General features: G+C 56.2%; 16 protein-coding genes and 2 tRNA genes. 8 read left to right on the top strand and 10 right to left on the bottom strand.

Annotated elements, in window-relative coordinates:
* The first annotated feature begins 114 nt into the window (after positions 1-114).
* The gene (locus PGR91_RS12355; RefSeq protein ID WP_055203129.1) at positions 115-2,313 is read left to right on the top strand and encodes a glycosyl hydrolase; all 2,199 of its coding nucleotides are present in this window, start codon (positions 115-117) and stop codon (positions 2,311-2,313) included.
* Between the two features lie 149 nt (positions 2,314-2,462).
* Here PGR91_RS12355 and PGR91_RS12350 read toward each other — a convergent pair.
* The 6 genes from PGR91_RS12350 to PGR91_RS12325 all read right to left on the bottom strand — a co-directional run bounded on the left by PGR91_RS12350 (position 2,463) and on the right by PGR91_RS12325 (position 6,385).
* Positions 2,463-2,533: transfer RNA gene (locus PGR91_RS12350), tRNA-Gln, on the bottom strand.
* A 27-nt stretch (positions 2,534-2,560) separates the two neighbouring features.
* Positions 2,561-3,274, bottom strand: a complete 714-nt coding sequence (tsaB, locus tag PGR91_RS12345; protein WP_118457903.1) for a tRNA (adenosine(37)-N6)-threonylcarbamoyltransferase complex dimerization subunit type 1 TsaB — start codon at positions 3,272-3,274, stop codon at positions 2,561-2,563.
* Positions 3,275-3,366: 92 nt separating this feature from the next.
* Positions 3,367-4,065, bottom strand: coding sequence for a RadC family protein (radC, locus tag PGR91_RS12340; RefSeq protein ID WP_310648306.1), 699 nt, complete (start codon positions 4,063-4,065; stop codon positions 3,367-3,369).
* A 13-nt stretch (positions 4,066-4,078) separates the two neighbouring features.
* Entirely contained in the window at positions 4,079-4,855 is a 777-nt protein-coding gene (gene rnc, locus PGR91_RS12335; RefSeq protein ID WP_055203126.1) for a ribonuclease III, read from the bottom strand.
* A complete protein-coding gene (gene fabF, locus PGR91_RS12330) occupies positions 4,855-6,102 on the bottom strand; it encodes a beta-ketoacyl-ACP synthase II (protein ID WP_055203586.1) in 1,248 nt (415 codons plus the stop codon). Before fabF ends, rnc begins: the two co-directional genes overlap by 1 nt.
* A gap of 49 nt (positions 6,103-6,151) precedes the next feature.
* Positions 6,152-6,385 carry an acyl carrier protein gene (locus PGR91_RS12325; RefSeq protein ID WP_055203124.1) on the bottom strand — a complete coding sequence of 78 codons (234 nt, stop codon included), beginning with the start codon at positions 6,383-6,385 and terminating at the stop codon, positions 6,152-6,154.
* 159 nt (positions 6,386-6,544) lie between these two features.
* Here PGR91_RS12325 and PGR91_RS12320 point away from each other — a divergent pair, with 159 nt between their 5' ends.
* The 7 genes from PGR91_RS12320 to PGR91_RS12290 all read left to right on the top strand — a co-directional run bounded on the left by PGR91_RS12320 (position 6,545) and on the right by PGR91_RS12290 (position 11,899).
* Positions 6,545-7,114 carry a phosphoribosylglycinamide formyltransferase gene (locus tag PGR91_RS12320; protein WP_101573503.1) on the top strand — a complete coding sequence of 190 codons (570 nt, stop codon included), beginning with the start codon at positions 6,545-6,547 and terminating at the stop codon, positions 7,112-7,114.
* 26 nt (positions 7,115-7,140) lie between these two features.
* Positions 7,141-7,842, top strand: a complete 702-nt coding sequence (gene pepE / locus PGR91_RS12315; RefSeq protein WP_101573501.1) for a dipeptidase PepE — start codon at positions 7,141-7,143, stop codon at positions 7,840-7,842.
* Between the two features lie 9 nt (positions 7,843-7,851).
* On the top strand, positions 7,852-8,214 hold the full coding sequence (locus tag PGR91_RS12310; protein WP_055203118.1) for a YraN family protein: 363 nt from the start codon (positions 7,852-7,854) through the stop codon (positions 8,212-8,214).
* Between the two features lie 88 nt (positions 8,215-8,302).
* On the top strand, positions 8,303-8,965 hold the full coding sequence (locus PGR91_RS12305; protein ID WP_055203116.1) for a Crp/Fnr family transcriptional regulator: 663 nt from the start codon (positions 8,303-8,305) through the stop codon (positions 8,963-8,965).
* Positions 8,966-8,971: 6 nt separating this feature from the next.
* Positions 8,972-10,201 carry a 3-deoxy-D-manno-octulosonic acid transferase gene (locus PGR91_RS12300; RefSeq protein ID WP_101573497.1) on the top strand — a complete coding sequence of 410 codons (1,230 nt, stop codon included), beginning with the start codon at positions 8,972-8,974 and terminating at the stop codon, positions 10,199-10,201.
* Between the two features lie 49 nt (positions 10,202-10,250).
* A tRNA-Gln gene (locus tag PGR91_RS12295) sits at positions 10,251-10,321 on the top strand.
* 879 nt (positions 10,322-11,200) lie between these two features.
* Complete coding sequence (locus PGR91_RS12290; protein WP_118657189.1) at positions 11,201-11,899, top strand: hypothetical protein; 699 nt, start codon at positions 11,201-11,203, stop codon at positions 11,897-11,899.
* Between the two features lie 82 nt (positions 11,900-11,981).
* Here PGR91_RS12290 and PGR91_RS12285 read toward each other — a convergent pair whose 3' ends face one another.
* The 4 genes from PGR91_RS12285 to PGR91_RS12270 all read right to left on the bottom strand — a co-directional run bounded on the left by PGR91_RS12285 (position 11,982) and on the right by PGR91_RS12270 (position 17,025).
* The gene (locus PGR91_RS12285; protein ID WP_101573493.1) at positions 11,982-13,697 is read right to left on the bottom strand and encodes an acyl-CoA dehydrogenase family protein; all 1,716 of its coding nucleotides are present in this window, start codon (positions 13,695-13,697) and stop codon (positions 11,982-11,984) included.
* A 29-nt stretch (positions 13,698-13,726) separates the two neighbouring features.
* A complete protein-coding gene (locus PGR91_RS12280; RefSeq protein WP_055203162.1) occupies positions 13,727-14,746 on the bottom strand; it encodes an electron transfer flavoprotein subunit alpha/FixB family protein in 1,020 nt (339 codons plus the stop codon).
* Between the two features lie 31 nt (positions 14,747-14,777).
* A complete protein-coding gene (locus tag PGR91_RS12275) occupies positions 14,778-15,656 on the bottom strand; it encodes an electron transfer flavoprotein subunit beta/FixA family protein (RefSeq protein WP_101573489.1) in 879 nt (292 codons plus the stop codon).
* A 172-nt stretch (positions 15,657-15,828) separates the two neighbouring features.
* Complete coding sequence (locus tag PGR91_RS12270; RefSeq protein ID WP_118657188.1) at positions 15,829-17,025, bottom strand: aspartate aminotransferase family protein; 1,197 nt, start codon at positions 17,023-17,025, stop codon at positions 15,829-15,831.
* Positions 17,026-17,121 lie beyond the last annotated feature (96 nt).

The following is a 17,121-nucleotide window of genomic DNA, read 5'->3' as shown; positions in this document are numbered from 1 at the left end:
GCGCGATTGAAAGTTTGCTTTTTCGAAAACAAAAAATCGACTTATAATGTCAAAAATAGCACCTTCGACCCGTTTTTATCCGTTTATTTTGCATTATCCTAAAAATACGATCTTATGAGAACCTTTCGTCTGAGCCTATTGTGCCTGTTTTTTTGCGTTACGGCCGTGGCGCAGGAGCCGTCCGAATTCAAAACTCCCCCTACGAAATTCCGTCCCGATCCGCTATGGTTCTGGAACAATACCGACATTACCAAAGAAGGTATCGACGCCCAAATGCCCGGCTTTCTGGAAAAATGCGGCTACGGAGGATTGGCGATTTTGCCGTTCGGCCCCAATCTGACGCCCAAGTACCTGACCGAAGAGTATTTCGAACGTTATAAATACGCCGTCGAAAAGGCCGCCGAACTGGGGCTGACTCTCTCGCTGTACGACGAATACGGATTCCCGAGCGGCAGCGGCGGAGCGATCAACGCGGACGGAGTTCCCCGGTTTCGGAACCGCTTCCCGAACCTCACGATGAAGCGGCTCGACAAAATCGAAGAAGAAACCCGGGGCGGGGCCACCTACGTCAGCCCGGTCAGTAAAACGGGTCAACTGATGGCCGCCGTGGCCATGAACGCCGACACGAAAGAACGGATCGACCTGTCAGGCAACATCACCGAGGAAACCATCGTCTGGAAAGTACCCGAAGGGAACTGGAAAATCATGCAGTTCGTCTGCGTCGCGGACGACGATCCGAACATGGATTATCTGAGCGAAGAGGCGGCCAAAGCCTACATTTCGATGACGCACGAGGCTTACTACAAACGGATGCCCGAATATTTCGGAAAGACGATCACTTCGACCTTTTTCGACGAACCGACGCTGTACCGCGCGCAGGCCCGTTGCTGGACGCCGACATTCAACGAGACCTACATAAAAAAATACGGCTCCAGCCCGGCGCTGTACTATCCGGCACTCTGGTACGACATCGGCCCGGAAACGCAGGCCGCGCGGAACGCCCTGTTCGGTCTGCGGGCCGAGCTTTACGCAGCGGCTTATCCGAAAGCGGTCAGCGAGTGGAGCAAAGCGCACGGCATCGTTGCGACCGGACATCAGGATAACGAAGAGATCGAAAACCCGGTCGGAACTTCCGCCGACCTGATGAAATGCTTCAAATACCAGGATGTTCCGGGAATCGACAAAATCGGAGGCGACCGGCCGGCCGAGAAATTCTACAAAATAGTCAGCTCGGCGGCCTACAACTGGGATCATTCGCTGGTCATGTCGGAAACCTACGGAGCGATGGGTAACATCCCGTGGGACACCCTCTACAACGTAGCGATGGATCAATACTCAAAGGGGATCAACATGCTGATCCCGCACGCGGTATGGTTCAACGACCGGGACGTTACGTTCGAGCCCGAGCTGTCCCACCGAAACAGGCTGTACAACCAGGGACTGTACGAATTCAACACTTTCCTGGCGCGGCTGAACATGCTGCTGCGCAACGACGACCGCTTCGTCACCGACGTCGCGATGCTGTATCCGATCGAAACGATGCAGGGGGAGCACTACTTCGACGGACCGCTGGGAGCTTACGCGGGAGGCGTGAAGATCCCCGACATGGATTACGTGCAGATCAGCCAGCGGCTGACCAACGAACTCGGCCGCGATTTCCAGTTTCTGCACCCGGAAGTGCTGCAGGACGCCTGCCGAGTCGACAAGAACGGTCTGACACTGGCCAACACGAAACAATACAACACGTTCCGCACGCTGATCGTTCCGTCGTCGAAGACGATCAGCGTCGCGAATCTAGCCAAAATATTGACCTTCTTCGAAGCCGGCGGCCAGGTGATCTTCACAACGCAATTGCCGGTCAAGTCGACCGAGCCGAATGCAGACGCGCAGGTCGTAGCCCTGATGGACAAACTGCTGCCGGAAAAGCTGCGCAGCAGCGGCGAGCCCCATACGAATCCGGCGGGAGGCCGCGTCGTTTTCCTCGCCAAGCCCGGTGCCGATGCATTGCGCAACGCGCTGGCCCGTCCGTCGGAAACGTTCGACGTGGAATTTCCCGAAGGCATCGTACCGATGCGCTACATCCATAAAGAGCGCGCCGGAAAAGACATTTATTATTTTGCGAACCTCAACGGGAAAGCGTTCGATTCCGCCGTCGCGCTGCGCGGCAAAAAACGCTACGAACTCTGGAATCCGCATACCGGCGAAGTCACCGCTTTACAGCCGGAATACGCCAAAAAAGGAAAAGACCGGGTCAGCCTGGTAAGACTCCGCGTGGAGCCTTCGCAATCGGTATTCCTGGTCGAAACGAAATAAACCCAACTTCACTTAACCCAAACTTAACCTTTTTCGGGGAACCGCAGGGATCGTTTACAGCGATCCCTGCGGCCTTTTACGGACACGAGAAAAATCCTGATTCCACCCAGGTACAAAAAAAGGAAGCCCTGAAAAGAGCTTCCTTTCTGTTGACCCACCTGGATTCGAACCAAGAAAGGCAGAACCAGAATCTGCAGTGTTACCATTACACCATGGGTCAATGATTATTTTTACGGTGCAAATGTAATCAAAATATTTTTTTCGACGAACAATTTACGACAAAATTTTTCAGATAAAATGGTTCGAAGTAGGCCGTATCTTCGAATTTCTTCGCCGCAAAGGCCTTGAAAGCCGGTTTGACCAGTCCGCGAGCCGAAGGAGTGACCTCCGCAAAATGTACGCCCGGCTCGGTAAACAGCTCCCGGCTCTTCGCCGCGCCATTCCCGAACACCAGCAATCCGCCCTTTTCGGTACGTTGTTCCAGAAAACTTTCGGGCGTGACGATATGCGCCGTCACTTCCGAGAGCGGCTTCGCCGCCGCATCGAACAACTGGCAGTACACCTCCATCCGGCGGGCGTCGATCATCGGCAGCAACTTCATGTTCCGCATATCGTCCACGCCGAGAATCCCCGCATCGAAATCTTCCAGAGCAACGTGAACCAGCGCCTCGAGGCTGTTCACGGCGATCAGCGGAATCCCGGCGCCGTAACAGATTCCCTTAGCCAGCGAGACGGCGATCCGCAGCCCCGTATACGAACCCGGCCCCTTGCCGACCGCCACCGCATCCAGATCTCCCGCATCCAGGTCATGTTCCTGCAATACTTCCTGCACGTAAACGGCCAGGTTCTGCGCATGCTGTCTTCCTTCGAGATTCTCAAGCAGCGAAAGCAATTCGCCGTTTTTGGCCAGCGCCACCGAACCTACGTCCGTCCCCGCTTCTATACATAAAATAAGTGCCATTTTTCTGCCGTTTGGAAATGCAAAGTAAATGAATTTCGATCAAAAGCGCACCGCTCTTCCGTAAATAAAAACATGCGTTGCGCACCGGACTCCTACGGATTCGGCCGTTTATCGAAAAAGCCGTGACTGCGGAAACTGTAACAAGGCCCCGCCGTAACGATGATATGATCGAGCAGCGTAATGTCGAACAGCGAAGCCGCCAGATCGACCCGACCGGTCAGGGCTTTGTCTTCGTCGCTCGGCAGTTCGTTTCCCGACGGATGATTGTGCACCAGCACCAGCGCATTCGCCAGTTTTTCGACGGCCCGCTTGACGATCAGCCGGTGATCCACGACGGTAGCAGAAACGCCCCCCTGGCTGACCCGCATCCGGTCGATCACCCGGTTCGAAGCATTGAGATAAACCGCCCAGAACTCTTCGTAAGGCAACGCGCCGAGCTGCGGCTGGAACATCGCGACGATATCCTGATCGGTACGCACCGAATCGATCTGTTGTCCCTCTTCGATCCGAAGCCTGCGCCCCAGTTCCAGCGCGGCGGCAACCGTGGCGGCTCTGCGGATACCGAGCCCTCCCACCATGCGCAGGGCCGGCAAATCGCAACGTTCCATCCGGGCAAGGCTTCCGCCGAAGTGCGCCAGCAATCGCTCCGCCAGCCCGACGGCCGAATCCCCGGCATCGCCGTCCCGAAGCAGAATGCTCAGCAATTCGGCATCCGACAGCGCAGACGGTCCTTGCGCAACCAGTTTTTCGCGCACCTGTTTGTCCGTAACCGATGAAATATCCCGCATCATTCCGTTTATAACGTCATTCGCCGTCCGAACCTCCGGCTGCCTCGGAAAGCACCGATTCCCCCAGCCGTTCCAGCCGACGGATCGCCTCCTGACACGCCCGCTGTTCAGACTCCTTTTTACTGTCTCCCTCCCCGTCGCCGGACGGTCGGCCGTCTACCAGAACGGTCGTCCGGAAATGAGGCGATTTGGCCGTATACGACGCGCTGGGCGCCGAATCGAACTGCAAGCGTTTCCGGTTTTTCTGGCTCCATTCGATCAAACGGCTCTTAAAATCGGTCTCCTGCTCGGACATATCGTCCAGATCGACGTATTTCCGCAGAATCCCGTTGATAAAAAGCCGGTTCGAAAAATCGTATCCCTTGTCGAGGTAAACCGCTCCCATCATTGCTTCGAGCGTATCCCCGTACAGGTGTTTCTGGGCAAAGCCGTTGCCGCCCTGGGCGATCACGTACCGGTCGAGCCCGATCTCGATCGCCAGCCGGTTCAGCGACGAACGCCGGACGATCCGCGAACGCAACCGGGACAGAAACCCCTCATCCGCCTCGGGAAACTCGATGAACAGGAAATCCGATACGATCGACTCGATCACCGCGTCGCCGAGGAATTCGAGCCGTTCGTTATTGATCGGGGCCCCGTCGTCCAGAAACAAGGAAGCTGACCTGTGAATCAAGGCCAGCTTATAGAGTTCTATATTATTCGGACGAAGCCCGAAAATAGTTTTCAGCATTCGATAATACGCCTTATCCCTGCCGTAACGCAGCCTGAAATAAGACTGTATCGTTCCAAACATTACATCTTTTTGAGTACGACCGTCGAGTTGTGTCCGCCGAAACCGAACGTGTTGCTCAGCGCGCACTTCACATCGCGTTTCTGGGCGACGTTGAGCGTCAGGTTGAGCTTCGGATCGATATTCGGATCGAGGTTTTCGTTGTTGATCGTCGGAGGCACGATCCCTTTGGTCAGGGCCATCACGCAAGCCAGCGCTTCGATCGAACCGGCGGCGCCCAGCAGGTGCCCGGTCATCGACTTCGTGGAGCTGATGTTCAGGTTGTAAATGTGGTCTCCGAACGCGGCGAACAATCCTTTGATCTCGGCTATGTCGCCTACCGGAGTGGACGTTCCGTGCACATTCACGTAATCGATGTCCTCAACTTTCAGCCCCGCATCCGCAACGGCGTCGAGCATGGACTTTTTCGCGCCTTTCCCTTCCGGATCGGGAGCGGTCAGGTGGTAAGCATCGGCGCTCATGCCGCCGCCGGCTACCTCGGCATAGATTTTGGCCCCGCGGGCAACGGCATGCTCGTACTCTTCGAGCAGCAACGCTCCGGCGCCTTCTCCGATCACGAACCCGTCGCGATCGGCATCGAACGGCCGCGAAGCTTTCTGCGGGTCGTCGTTGCGGGTCGAGAGGGCCTGCATCGAATTGAAACCTCCGACTCCCGGAGGGTTGATCGCGGCCTCGGAACCTCCCGTGAGAATCATGTCCGCCTTGCCCCAGCGAATGTAATTCAACGAATCGATCATCGCATGGTTCGACGAAGCGCAGGCCGAAACCGTACAATAGTTCGGGCCCCGGAAACCGTATTTCATCGAAATGTGGCCGGCAGCCAGATCCGCAATCATCTTAGGTATGAAGAAAGGGCTATATCGCGGAATGAAACCTCCCTCGACATAGCTCTTTACCTCTTGGTAGAATGTTTCCAATCCACCTATACCCGATCCCCAGATAACTCCCACGCGTTCGAGGTCGAGCTTTTCGGGCTCGATCCCCGAGTCCTGCACCGCCTGTTCGGCGGCGATCAACGCATACTGCGAATAGAGGTCGTATTTACGCACCTCCTTGCGATCGAAGAAGTTATTCGGTTCGTAACCTTTGAGTTCGCAGGCAAATTTTGTCTTGAAGTTAGAAGGGTCAAAATGAGTAATAGGTCCTGCTCCGCTTACACCTTTTTCAAGATTAGTGAAGTACTCCTCAATGCTGTTACCTAAGGGGTTAATGGTACCTATCCCCGTAATCACAACTCTTCTCTGTTTCATAAAATACAACAAATTCGTTTGACAAACGCCCTGTCTCAAAGGCTCTTAATTATTTCTTGGCAGAAATGTAGTTAATAGCATCACCTACGGTGGTGATCTTTTCAGCATCTTCGTCCGGAATCGAAATCTCGAATTCCTTTTCGAATTCCATGATCAATTCCACGGTGTCCAGCGAATCCGCGCCCAGGTCATTGGTAAAGCTTGCGGCGGGAACAACTTCAGCAGCATCAACGCCGAGCTTGTCAACGATGATCTCAACCACTTTTGATGAAACGTCTGACATAATCAAATTAGTTTAAGTTTAACAATTGTGTTTATTCCAAAAATAACTTTATATTTCAAAGCCAAATTTTTGCAAAAGTAACACTTTTTCGATTATTTTTGATAATTCTTTCTTTTTTTTACGGATACGACACGTTAACTATCGCATAAAAATCTAAAAATGAAGAAAATAGCCATTTTCGCATCCGGGTCGGGTTCCAACGCGGAAAACATCGCCGGCTACTTCGCCGCCGGAAATACGGCCCGCGTCGAACTGATATTGACCAACAGACCGGATGCCAAAGTGCTCCGCCGCGCCGAGAAACTGCAGATCGAATCGGTCGTATTCGACCGGGACACCTTCTATAATAGCGACCGGATCGTCGTGCTGATGCGCCGGCGGCAGATCGATTACGTCGTATTGGCCGGATTCTTGTGGCTGGTACCCGAAAACCTGCTGACCGCTTACCCGAACCGGATCGTGAACATCCATCCGGCCCTGCTGCCGCGCCACGGCGGCAAGGGTATGTACGGAGACCGGGTGCACCGCGCGGTCGTGGAGGCCGGAGACCGGGAAACAGGAATCACGATCCACCGCGTCAACGAGCGCTACGACAGCGGCGACATCCTGGCTCAGTACCGCGTGCCGGTAACCGAAACCGATACGCCGGAGACGGTAGCGGCCAAAGTCCACGCGCTGGAATACGAGCACTTTCCGGCAGAAATAGAAAAAGAGATCGCCCGATTGTAAAGGCGTCTCGTAAAACACAGTATATCATGCGTCTACTGCTTATCAGTAATTCGACCAATGCCGGCGAAGGGTTTCTCGAATATCCGGTCGGACAGATCCGGGAGTTCCTGGGCCCTGTCCGGGAAGTGCTGTTCATCCCTTACGCCGCCGTTACGTTCTCTTACGACGACTACCAGAGCAAAGTACAGGCACGATTTTCGGAACTGGGCGTCGAGGTGCGTTCCGTACACCGCGAAAGCAACCCGGCCCGCGCCGTGCGTGCGGCCGAAGCGGTCGTCGTCGGCGGCGGTAACACGTTCGCGCTGATCCGGGCCATGCAGCAACAGGGTCTCGTGCAGGCGATCCGCGAACGGGCCTTCGACGGTATGCCCTATATCGGATGGAGCGCCGGCAGCAACGTGGCCTGTCCGACAATCTGCACCACGAACGACATGCCGATCGTCGAACCGGCGTCGTTCATCGCCGCCGGACTAGTGAAATTCCAGATCAATCCGCATTATACGGACGCCCATCCCGACGGTCATGCCGGCGAAACCCGCGAACAGCGCATTCTGGAATACATCGCTGCGAATCCGGAAACTTACGTCGCCGGACTGCGCGAAGGGTGCATGTTGCGGGTCGAAGGCGACCGGCTGTCGTTGATCGGCAACCGCCCGATGCGGATCTTCCGTTGCGGGACGCAGCCGTTCGAGGTGCATCCGGACGAAGACCTGAGTTTTCTGATGTAACTTCGCGGCATGTCGTCGATACGTATCGGACAACGCGGCGAGGAGATCGCCGCCCGCTTTCTCCTTTCGGAAGGTTTCGACCTGCTGCACCGCAACTGGCGCAGCGGCCGCTACGAGCTGGACATCGTCGCCCGCAAAGAGGGCGTGTTGCACATCGTGGAAGTGAAATCCCGGAAGGCGGACGGACTGACCGCGCCCGAAGAGGCCATGACCCGGAAAAAATTCAACGCGCTGTTCCGGGCCGCACAGCAATACGTCGCCCTGTACCGGATCGACGCGGATACGCAGTTCGACCTAATCGCCGTCGACCTGCTGCCCGATTCCACGCACCGGCTGCGCTACATTCCGAACGCGATGGTTCCGCGCTGGTAACCGCCGATCTGCCGAAACCGCTTGGCGGAATGAAGAAAAAGTAGTAACTTCACGCATTATTAGAGAACCTTTTAAATCTGTGAAGGATATGTATGCGATATTGGCTCAGTGCCCGCTGTTCAGAGGTCTGACGGCGGAACAGATCAGGGAAACGATCGGTGAAAGGGGCGAATTCTCCCTGACCGAATACAAGGATAAAGACTGCATCGCCCACCGGGATACCGCCTATTCGGGCCTGATGATCATCCTGAAAGGACGGGTGCACGGAGAGATGGTTTCGGGCGGCAAAACGATCGTGGTAGACCCGATCGAGGCCCCGCAGCTGATCGCCCCCGCTTTCCTGTTCGGCGGTTACAACAAACTGCCGATCGACGTGATCGCCGACGGCGACGTAACGATCATGACGCTGCACCGGGGCTATATTTTCGAATTGATGCAGGCCAACGTGCTGATTATGTCGAACTTTATCGACATCATTTCGAACCGCGCCAACGTCTGGTCGAAAAAAATCTTTTTCCTGTCGTTCCGGTCGCTGAAAGAGAAAGTCGCCACTTACCTGCTGGAACACACTTCCGAAGAATCCGGCTCGGTACCGGTACCCGACATCCGCGAAATCGCCGAATATTTCGACGCCACGCGCAGCGCGCTGCAAACCGTACTCATGGAACTGGAAAAGAAACACCTGATCCGATCCGAAGCGTCGTCGATTGCCGTACTGAACCGCAAAGGGCTGCGGGATATTCTCAAATAACGACCGATGCGGCTGCTCTACAACTCTGGCATCTATTTGACAAACGCCGCGATACGGCTTGCCGCCCTGTTCAACCCCAAAGCGCGACTCTGGGTGCGGGGACGGAAGGGCATTTTCGACAAACTGGCCCGGACGGTGGACTCCGGGGCCGACATCGCATGGTTCCATGCCGCTTCGCTCGGCGAATTCGAACAGGGACGGCCGGTGATCGAAGCGTTCCGCAAAGCATGTCCGGGTTACAAGATACTGGTCACCTTCTTTTCTCCGTCCGGCTACGAGATCCGCAAAAACTACCCCGGAGCCGACTACATCTTTTACCTGCCGCCCGACACCCCGCGCAACGTGCGCCGTTTCATGGCGATCGTGCGGCCTAAAATCGCCGTTTTCGTCAAATACGAATTCTGGGTCAACTACCTGCTGGCGATGAAACGGGCGGGCACGAAACTCTACTTGATCTCGTCGATATTCCGCGACGGACAGATTTTCTTCCGTCCTTACGGCGGACTTTTCCGCAGCGCGCTGAGAGCTTTCCGGCATATCTTCGTCCAAAACGACTCTTCGCGAAATTTGCTGAAAAGCATCGGCATCGAGCAGGTCAGTGTGGCGGGCGACACCCGCTTCGACCGGGTATACGAAATCGCGCAGCAAGCGAAACGGCTACCCGAAATCGAACGGTTCGCGGCAGACGCTCCGGTATTTATCGCCGGCAGCACATGGCCGCCCGACGAAGAATTGTTAGTGGGATTGATCGAACGGTATCCGGACGTGAAATTCATCGTCGCGCCGCACGAAATCGATCCCGCACGGATCGAAAAGTTCTGCGAGCGTATTTCCCGCCCGGCGCTGCGCTACACGCAGTTGACTCCGCAAAGCGATCTCGCCGCAGCGGGCGTCTTGTTCGTCGATACGATCGGGATCCTGTCGTCCGTCTACCGCTACGGCCGCTGGGGATACATCGGCGGAGGTTTCGGCGCCGGGATACACAATACGCTGGAAGCGGCCACCTTTGGACTGCCGCTGGCTTTCGGACCCCGTTACGGGAAATTCAGGGAGGCACGCGATCTGGTGACGCTGCGCGGTGCGGCGAGTATCGCCTCGGCGGAAGAACTGGAACGATGGTTCGCAGGCCTGCACGACGATCCGGACGCCACGGGACGCAGCGGAACGATTTGCAAGGAGTATGTATTGCAGCACAAAGGAGCTACCGCCCGGATCATGGACGAAATTTGCAGATAAAAATTTCTTGCACTATATTTGTCGCTCAAATCCGGTTCTGAAATAAGTTTGACCCATGGTGTAATGGTAACACAGCAGATTTTGGTTCTGTCGTTCCAGGTTCGAATCCTGGTGGGTCAACAAGACTATGTCGTAAACGCTTAACTTTTAACGAGTTGAGCGTTTGTTTTTTTAACGGGTACAACATAGGTAAAACATTGCTTTTTTGCGTCTTTTTAAAGATATTTATATGTATATCAACCGAATATGTTTATAAATATATAGAATTAGTTTCATAACTTCTGCCTACTATTTTATGCAAACCATGTGTCCCGTCGTACTCCGGTACCGACCGGCCGCAAGGTCAACTTCGGGCGTCCGCCCCGCGACAGGTTATCCCGTTTCTGTTTTTATTTGCCGTTTCGTATACTCGGGAATTAAAATTTTGTATCTTTGCTCTTGCGAATCATATATTTATTAATTGTTACTATGGTGCTCGATAAAGCAATCAATTTAAAAAGGTATGCGCAGAGCTGTTGGGGTTTAGCGACCCGCGAATGGCACTTTATTGAGCCTGTAACAAGGGGATATATGGTTCGCAACTGCGCATTTTTTATTTTATGCGAACCATGTATCCCGTCCGTACTCCGGTACCGACCAGCCGCAAGGCCAACTCCGGGCATCCGCCCCGTGACAGGTTATCCCGTTTCCGTTTTTATCTGTTGATCTGACAAATGCCTGTCGGTCAAAACTTTATTCGCTTTGCCGCAGTCCGTGCGCGGCAAAGCCGGAACCTTTATTCCCTAAACTTTTAAAATTGATAAAAATGGAAACGATACCGAATTTTTTACAGAAACAGGATTTTTTGCAGGAAAATTTATTCCGGGATGCGGACGAACAATCCGCCGAACAAGCGGTCGGACAACCTGCGGTCGCTGCGAGTTACGATTCCGGCGAGCTCGGCCGGATCGTCCGGGCGATCCCGAACGGGTCGTTCTGTTCGGCTCGCTGGCCGGTGCGATGCCGTTCAGCGAAATGGCGGCTTACGACCTGCTGGTCGTTACCCCGATGCATCCCACGATGGAATGGCTCGACCTGCACGGTTACCTCAAATTTAAATATCCTACCAGGAGTCGGGCGATCTCTTTTATCAACCTGCACCTGTATTCGGCAGCCGAGGCCGCCGGCAAAATGAAATGGTTTTACCGCATGGCGTTGTCCGAAGGGAAGGTGCTGTACAGCCGGGAAACGGTCGTCCGGAATCCCTGCAATTACGAGAAATTTTATTTCGCGGCGCTCGACCGTTACGAGTTGTTTTCGGGGCAGGCCGGGGGATTCCTTACGGCCGCCGGGCGGAGCCTTGTAGCCGGGGATTTCCGGCAGACGGCGTTCCTGACCGCCTGCGCGGCCGAAATGCTGCTGCATGCGCTCTACGGCGTTTATTACGCCGCAGATACCGACCTGCACACGCTGACGACGCTGCTGCTGCGTATGCGGACGATCTCGCCCGAGTTGTACCTGCTGCTCGATCCCGAACAGACCTCCAACAGCCGGATGCTGAGCCGGCTGGACGTATACCGCAGGGATGCGCTTTTCCTGTTCCGGTGCGACCCGTGCCGGGCCGAGATCGGCGGATACGTCGAACGGACGCAGAAAATGAAGGAACTGATCGAACGGCTGTGTAAAGCGCGTCTCGCGCTTTACAATGAACGCCGCTGACCGTGAAGTTTGAATAGAAGCGGGGCCTCTGGGAAATCTTCACGATTCCCGGAGGCCCCGCCCGTTAAACGGGATATGGAAATCAGAGCTCCTCTTCCTTGACGGCGGAGATCAGATCCAGATCGGCCAGCGTCGAACTTTCGATGTAGCGTGCCGCCGCGCTGTTCTGAGCCTCTGCGTATTTCACGTAGAGTTCCGCGGAGTTGCGGTAGTCTTCCACTTCGCCGGCCTGGCGCATCAGCAGGTAGCTGATGATGATGTGCGCGGCCATCTCCACCATGCGGCGGGCATGGAAGTCGATAAACTCGTTGTTCTCGGCCGAAACGACCTTCTGGACGCTCTGTTCGTACTCTTCGCGCAGGGCGACCAGCTTTTCGTGCAGGTGTTTCTGTTCGTAGGTCTGGGCCTCGTATTCCTTGATCTGGGCGAGGTAGGTGCCCGTGGTGACGTGGCGGATCGCCGCAACGACCTGCAACTGCGAAGTGCCCTCGTAAATGTTCGTGATACGCGCGTCGCGGTAAATGCGCTCGATCGGGTAGTCTTTCATGTAGCCCGAGCCGCCGAAAATCTGGATCGCATCGTAGGCTAGCGAGTTGCAGTATTCGCTGCTCATCAGCTTCAGCATCGGCGTGAAGGCGTCCGCAAGCCGGGTGTAGGCTTTCATCTCGGCGCGTTCTTCCGGCGTGAGCTTGCGGTCGTGGCTGATGTGGGTGAGGTCTTTGTAGATCTCTACGAAACGGGTCGTCTCGTACAGCATCGCGCGCGATCCCTGCAGTTTGGCCTTCATGTTCGCCAGCAGTTCGCGGATTGCCGGAAATTCGATGATCGCCTTGCCGAACTGCTGGCGTTCGCGGGCGTATTTCAACGCTTCGCGGTAAGCGGCTTCCGACAGGCCGGTCGATTGCGCGCCGATGCCCAGACGGGCTGCGTTCATCAGCGACATCACGTATTTGATCAGCCCCATCTTCCGGTCGCCGACCAGTTCGGCCGGGGCGTTCGTGAAGACCAGCTCGCAGGTCGGCGAACCTTTGATACCGAGTTTATTCTCGATGCGGCGCACCTTTACGGCCATGTGGTTGCGGTCGTAAACGAACATCGACAGTCCGCGCGCGTCGGCCGTTCCCTCTTCCGAACGGGCCAGCACCAGCGAGATGTGTCCGTCGCCGTTGGTGATGAACCGTTTCACGCCGTTCAGCAACCAAGTCCCTTTCGCTTCGTCCCAGTGGGCCTTCAGCATTACGGCCTGCAGGTCGCTGCCGGCGTCGGGCTCGGTCAGGTCCATCGCGCAGGTTTCGCCCCGCGATACGCGCGGCAGGTATTTCGCTTTGATCTCTTCCGAAGCAAACTCGTTCAGCGTTTCGGCGCAGTCCTGCAAACCCCAGATGTTTTCGAATCCGGCGTCGGCGCGGGCTACCATTTCGTTCGCCATCACGAAGTAGATCAGCGGAAAGTTCAGTCCTTCGTACTTGCGCGGCAGCGTCAGGCCGAACAGACCGGCTTTGTTCAGCGCCTCGATGTTTCGGGCCGTTCCCGGGGCATAGACCACATGGTCGTCCACCACCTTCGGGCCTTCGTGGTCGACGCCTTCGGCATTCGGGGCGATCACGTCGCCGCAGACCTCGCCGATGATCTCCATCACGCGGCGGTAGCTGTCCTGCGCGTCCTCGAAATCGGTCGGCGCATAATCGTATAAATCTTTGTCGGCATAGCCTTTCTCCTTGAGTTCCACGATCCGCTTCATCAACGGATGGTTCATGTGGTACTGGAGGTCTTTATTGTCTAAAAAGAAATTAGCCATCGTTTATTGTGAATTAGGCACGTCGTGCGTTATTTCGAGTTCTGTTTGTAGTATTTGATCATTTTCGGGATCACTTCCGTCACGTCGCCCGTGATCGCGTAATCCGCGATTTTGTTGATCGGCGCGTCCGGATCGGTATTGATCGAGATGATCATCGACGATTGATCCATACCGGCCGTATGCTGGATCTGGCCCGAGATACCGCAGGCGATGTACAGTTTCGGACGCACCGTAACGCCGGTTTGTCCGACCTGCCGGCCGTGTTCGGCCATTCCCGCGTCGACCGCCGCGCGCGAAGCGCCTACCTCGGCGCCCAGCACGTCGGCCAGTTCGAACAGCAAGTCGAAATTCTCTTTCGATCCCATGCCGTAACCGCCGGCTACGATCACCGGAGCGCCCTTGATATTGATCTTGCGCTCTTCGATCTGCCGGTCGATGATCCGTACGACGAAATCCGCGTCGTTCACGTATTTCTTCGGATCGACTTTTTTAACGATGCCTTTACCCGGCGTTTTGGCCTTTTCTTTCTTCATCACGCCTTCGCGGACGGTGGCCATCTGCGGACGATGATCCGGATTGATGATCGTCGCGATGATGTTGCCGCCGAATGCAGGACGGATCTGGTAAAGCAGGTCTTTATACTCTTTGCCGCTTTTCACGTCGGTGTGCGAGCCGATTTCGAGGCTCGTGCAGTCGGCCGTCAGGCCGCTGTGCAGCGTCGACGATACGCGCGGGCCGAGGTCGCGTCCGACCGGCGTGGCGCCGAACAGCGCGATCTGCGGTTGCTCTTCCTTGAAAATCCCGCAGACGACCGCCGCATGCGGCAGCGTGCGGTACGGGGCGAGGCATTCGCAGTCGGCAACGTGCACCCTGTCGGCGCCGTATTCGGCCAGTTCTTTTTCAATTCCGGCGAGGTTGTGTCCCAGCGCCAGCGCTTCGAGTTCGCACCCGAGCGTGTCGGCCAGCACGCGGCCTTTGGTCAGTAGTTCCAGCGACACGTCGGCCACCTTGCCGTCCTCGATTTCGCAATATACAAATATGTTGTTCATCAATATGCGTTTTATCAGTTTACGATTCGGGTTATCCTAAGGTATGACTGGCGATCAGTTCCTGCATCAGGGAGTCGATGTCCTGGTCGGAAGCGGTCAGCTTCTTGGCTTCCTTGGCGGCGAACACCACGTTCTCGATCTTTTTAACCTTGGTCGGAGAGCCGGAGAGGCCCAGTTGCCGGTCGTCGGCATCGACGTCGGCTACGTTCCATTCGGTAATATTCAGGTACGGGCGCTGTGCGCGCAGGTCGGCGTAGCAGCCCACTTCGTCCTGCTGGCATTCGCTCGGCGTAATCGCATATTTGTATTTCATCACCAGTTTGGCGTGGCGCGGACGGCATTCAGCGGCCGAGCCGTTGACCGTCATTACCAGCGGCATACGGCAAGCTACCGTTTCGATGCCGTGTTCGAGCCGGCGACGGATCACCAGTTCGTCGCCTTCCACGCCGACGATCTCTTCGGCGTAGGTTACCTGCGGCAGGTTCATCTTCTCGGCGACCTGCGGGCCTACCTGGGCGGTGTCGCCGTCGATGGCCTGACGTCCGGCGATGATGATGTCCGGGTTCATTTTGGCTGCGGCGCGGGACAGAGCGTAGGAAGTGGCCAGCGTATCCGATCCGGCGAATTTGCGGTCGGTCAGCAGTACGCCGCCGTCGGCTCCGCGGAACATGCCTTCGCGGATAATTTCCGCCGCCCGTCCGGGGCCCATCGTCAGGATGTCGACGCGGCTGCCGGGAAACATGTCCTTCAGGACGAGGGCCTGTTCGAGCGCGTTGAGGTCTTCCGGGTTGAAAATGGCCGGCAAGGCTGCGCGATTCACCGTTCCGTCGGCTTTCATGGCGTCTTTGCCGACGTTGCGGGTGTCGGGAACCTGTTTGGCCAGAACAACTATTTTCAACGTTTTTTTCATTGTTGAGTTTGTTTATTTAGTGATTAGTTTTGCTCGGAAAAATCAGTCATAGCCTTGCAAAATTAAGACTTTTTTGCGAATATCAAACCATTCGGTTTTAAAACCGCCGGAGAGCGTTCGCCGTCCATTTGCAACGGATATCCCGGCTTCGGCACGGAGCGTCGGGGAAAGGCTATTCGGCAGCTCCGTTCAGCACTTCCAGCAGAATCTCGCAGGATTCGCGGATCTCCGCGTCGGTGATTGTCAGCGGCGGGGCGATCCGCATTGCCGTGTCGTGAAACAGGAACCATTCGGTCATCAGCCCCCGGTCGATCGCCCGCAGCACGATCCGCGCGGTCAGTTCGCTGTCGCCGAATTCGACGCCCAGCAGCAGACCCGTCCGCCGGATTTCGCGGACGAGCGGATGTCCGGCGAGTAGGCTTTCGTACAACGCTCCTTTTGCGTCGGCTAGCTCCGTCAGTCGTTCGGACAGGATGTATTCCAGGGCGGCGAGCCCGGCGGCGCAGCAGACCGGGTGTCCGCCGAACGTGGTGATGTGGCCCAGTACCGGGTTGGTTTTCAGCACCGACATGATTCGATTCGACGCGATGAACGCGCCCAGCGGCATACCGCCGCCGAAAGCTTTCGCCGTGCACAAGATGTCCGGGACGATGCCGTACTGCTGGAAAAAGTAGAGGGTGCCGGTACGTCCGAGTCCGGTCTGGATTTCGTCGTAGATCAGTAGCGTTCCGGTCTGGTCGCACCGGTCGCGTAGCGCCTGCAGGTAGTCCCGGTCGGCCGGGAAAATACCGCCTTCGCCCTGTACCGGTTCGATGATGACGCAGGCCGTGCGCGGAGTGACGTATCGCAGGTCTGCGGGTTCGTTGAACCGGATTTGCCGGGTGTCCGGCAGTAGCGGGCGGTATGCGTTGCGGTACTCCTCTCCGCCCATCACGCTGAGCGAGCCGTGCGTACTGCCGTGGTAAGCGTTCTTGTAATAGATGATTTCGGTTCGTCCGGTATAGCGTTTGGCCAGTTTCAACGCCCCTTCGACCGCTTCGCTGCCCGAATTGACGAAATAAACCGTGTCGAGCGGATCGGGCAGCAGCGATGCGATGCGCTGTGCGTAGCGTACCTGAGGCGATTCGACCGCTTCGCCGTAGACCATCAGGTGCAGGTAGTCCTGCGCCTGCGAGCAGATCGCGTCGATTACCTGCCGGTTGCCGTGCCCTACGGCGCTGACCGAGACGCCGGAGATCAGGTCGATCCACCGTTTCCCGTCTCGCCCGTACAGGTAGATTCCTTCGGCGCGCTCCACTTCGAGCATCATCGGGTTATCGGATGTCTGTCCGACGTGTTCGAGGAACAGTTGTCTGAGATTTGTCGTCATGTCCGCATGATTTTACCGGCAAAGATACGAAAATCATCGGCCCGCCGGTTCGCTCCGGGGCAATCAGTCCGGCGGGATGCGTTTCCGGACGTTTTT

Origin of the sequence: Candidatus Alistipes pullistercoris, from assembly GCF_027665465.1 — a bacterium.
GTDB classification, from domain to species: Bacteria; Bacteroidota; Bacteroidia; order Bacteroidales; family Rikenellaceae; genus Alistipes_A; species Alistipes_A hominis.
The sequence above is the reverse complement of the archived record's forward strand: the minus strand, read 5'-3'. Positions and strand labels throughout refer to the sequence as shown.

Bases quoted from the DNA above. Each gene is read 5' to 3' on its own strand.
- tsaB (WP_118457903.1), bottom strand. From the start codon at position 3,274: ATGGCACTTATTTTATGTATAGAAGCGGGGACGGACGTAGGTTCGGTG.
- pepE (WP_101573501.1), top strand. From the start codon at position 7,141: ATGCGTCTACTGCTTATCAGTAATTCGACCAATGCCGGCGAAGGGTTT.
- PGR91_RS12285 (WP_101573493.1), bottom strand. From the start codon at position 13,697: ATGGCTAATTTCTTTTTAGACAATAAAGACCTCCAGTACCACATGAAC.
- radC (WP_310648306.1), bottom strand. From the start codon at position 4,065: ATGATGCGGGATATTTCATCGGTTACGGACAAACAGGTGCGCGAAAAA.
- PGR91_RS12275 (WP_101573489.1), bottom strand. From the start codon at position 15,656: ATGAAAAAAACGTTGAAAATAGTTGTTCTGGCCAAACAGGTTCCCGAC.
- rnc (WP_055203126.1), bottom strand. From the start codon at position 4,855: ATGTTTGGAACGATACAGTCTTATTTCAGGCTGCGTTACGGCAGGGAT.
- PGR91_RS12305 (WP_055203116.1), top strand. From the start codon at position 8,303: ATGTATGCGATATTGGCTCAGTGCCCGCTGTTCAGAGGTCTGACGGCG.
- PGR91_RS12300 (WP_101573497.1), top strand. From the start codon at position 8,972: ATGCGGCTGCTCTACAACTCTGGCATCTATTTGACAAACGCCGCGATA.
- PGR91_RS12310 (WP_055203118.1), top strand. From the start codon at position 7,852: ATGTCGTCGATACGTATCGGACAACGCGGCGAGGAGATCGCCGCCCGC.
- PGR91_RS12320 (WP_101573503.1), top strand. From the start codon at position 6,545: ATGAAGAAAATAGCCATTTTCGCATCCGGGTCGGGTTCCAACGCGGAA.
- PGR91_RS12325 (WP_055203124.1), bottom strand. From the start codon at position 6,385: ATGTCAGACGTTTCATCAAAAGTGGTTGAGATCATCGTTGACAAGCTC.
- PGR91_RS12355 (WP_055203129.1), top strand. From the start codon at position 115: ATGAGAACCTTTCGTCTGAGCCTATTGTGCCTGTTTTTTTGCGTTACG.
- PGR91_RS12290 (WP_118657189.1), top strand. From the start codon at position 11,201: ATGCCGTTCAGCGAAATGGCGGCTTACGACCTGCTGGTCGTTACCCCG.
- fabF (WP_055203586.1), bottom strand. From the start codon at position 6,102: ATGAAACAGAGAAGAGTTGTGATTACGGGGATAGGTACCATTAACCCC.
- PGR91_RS12270 (WP_118657188.1), bottom strand. From the start codon at position 17,025: ATGACGACAAATCTCAGACAACTGTTCCTCGAACACGTCGGACAGACA.
- PGR91_RS12280 (WP_055203162.1), bottom strand. From the start codon at position 14,746: ATGAACAACATATTTGTATATTGCGAAATCGAGGACGGCAAGGTGGCC.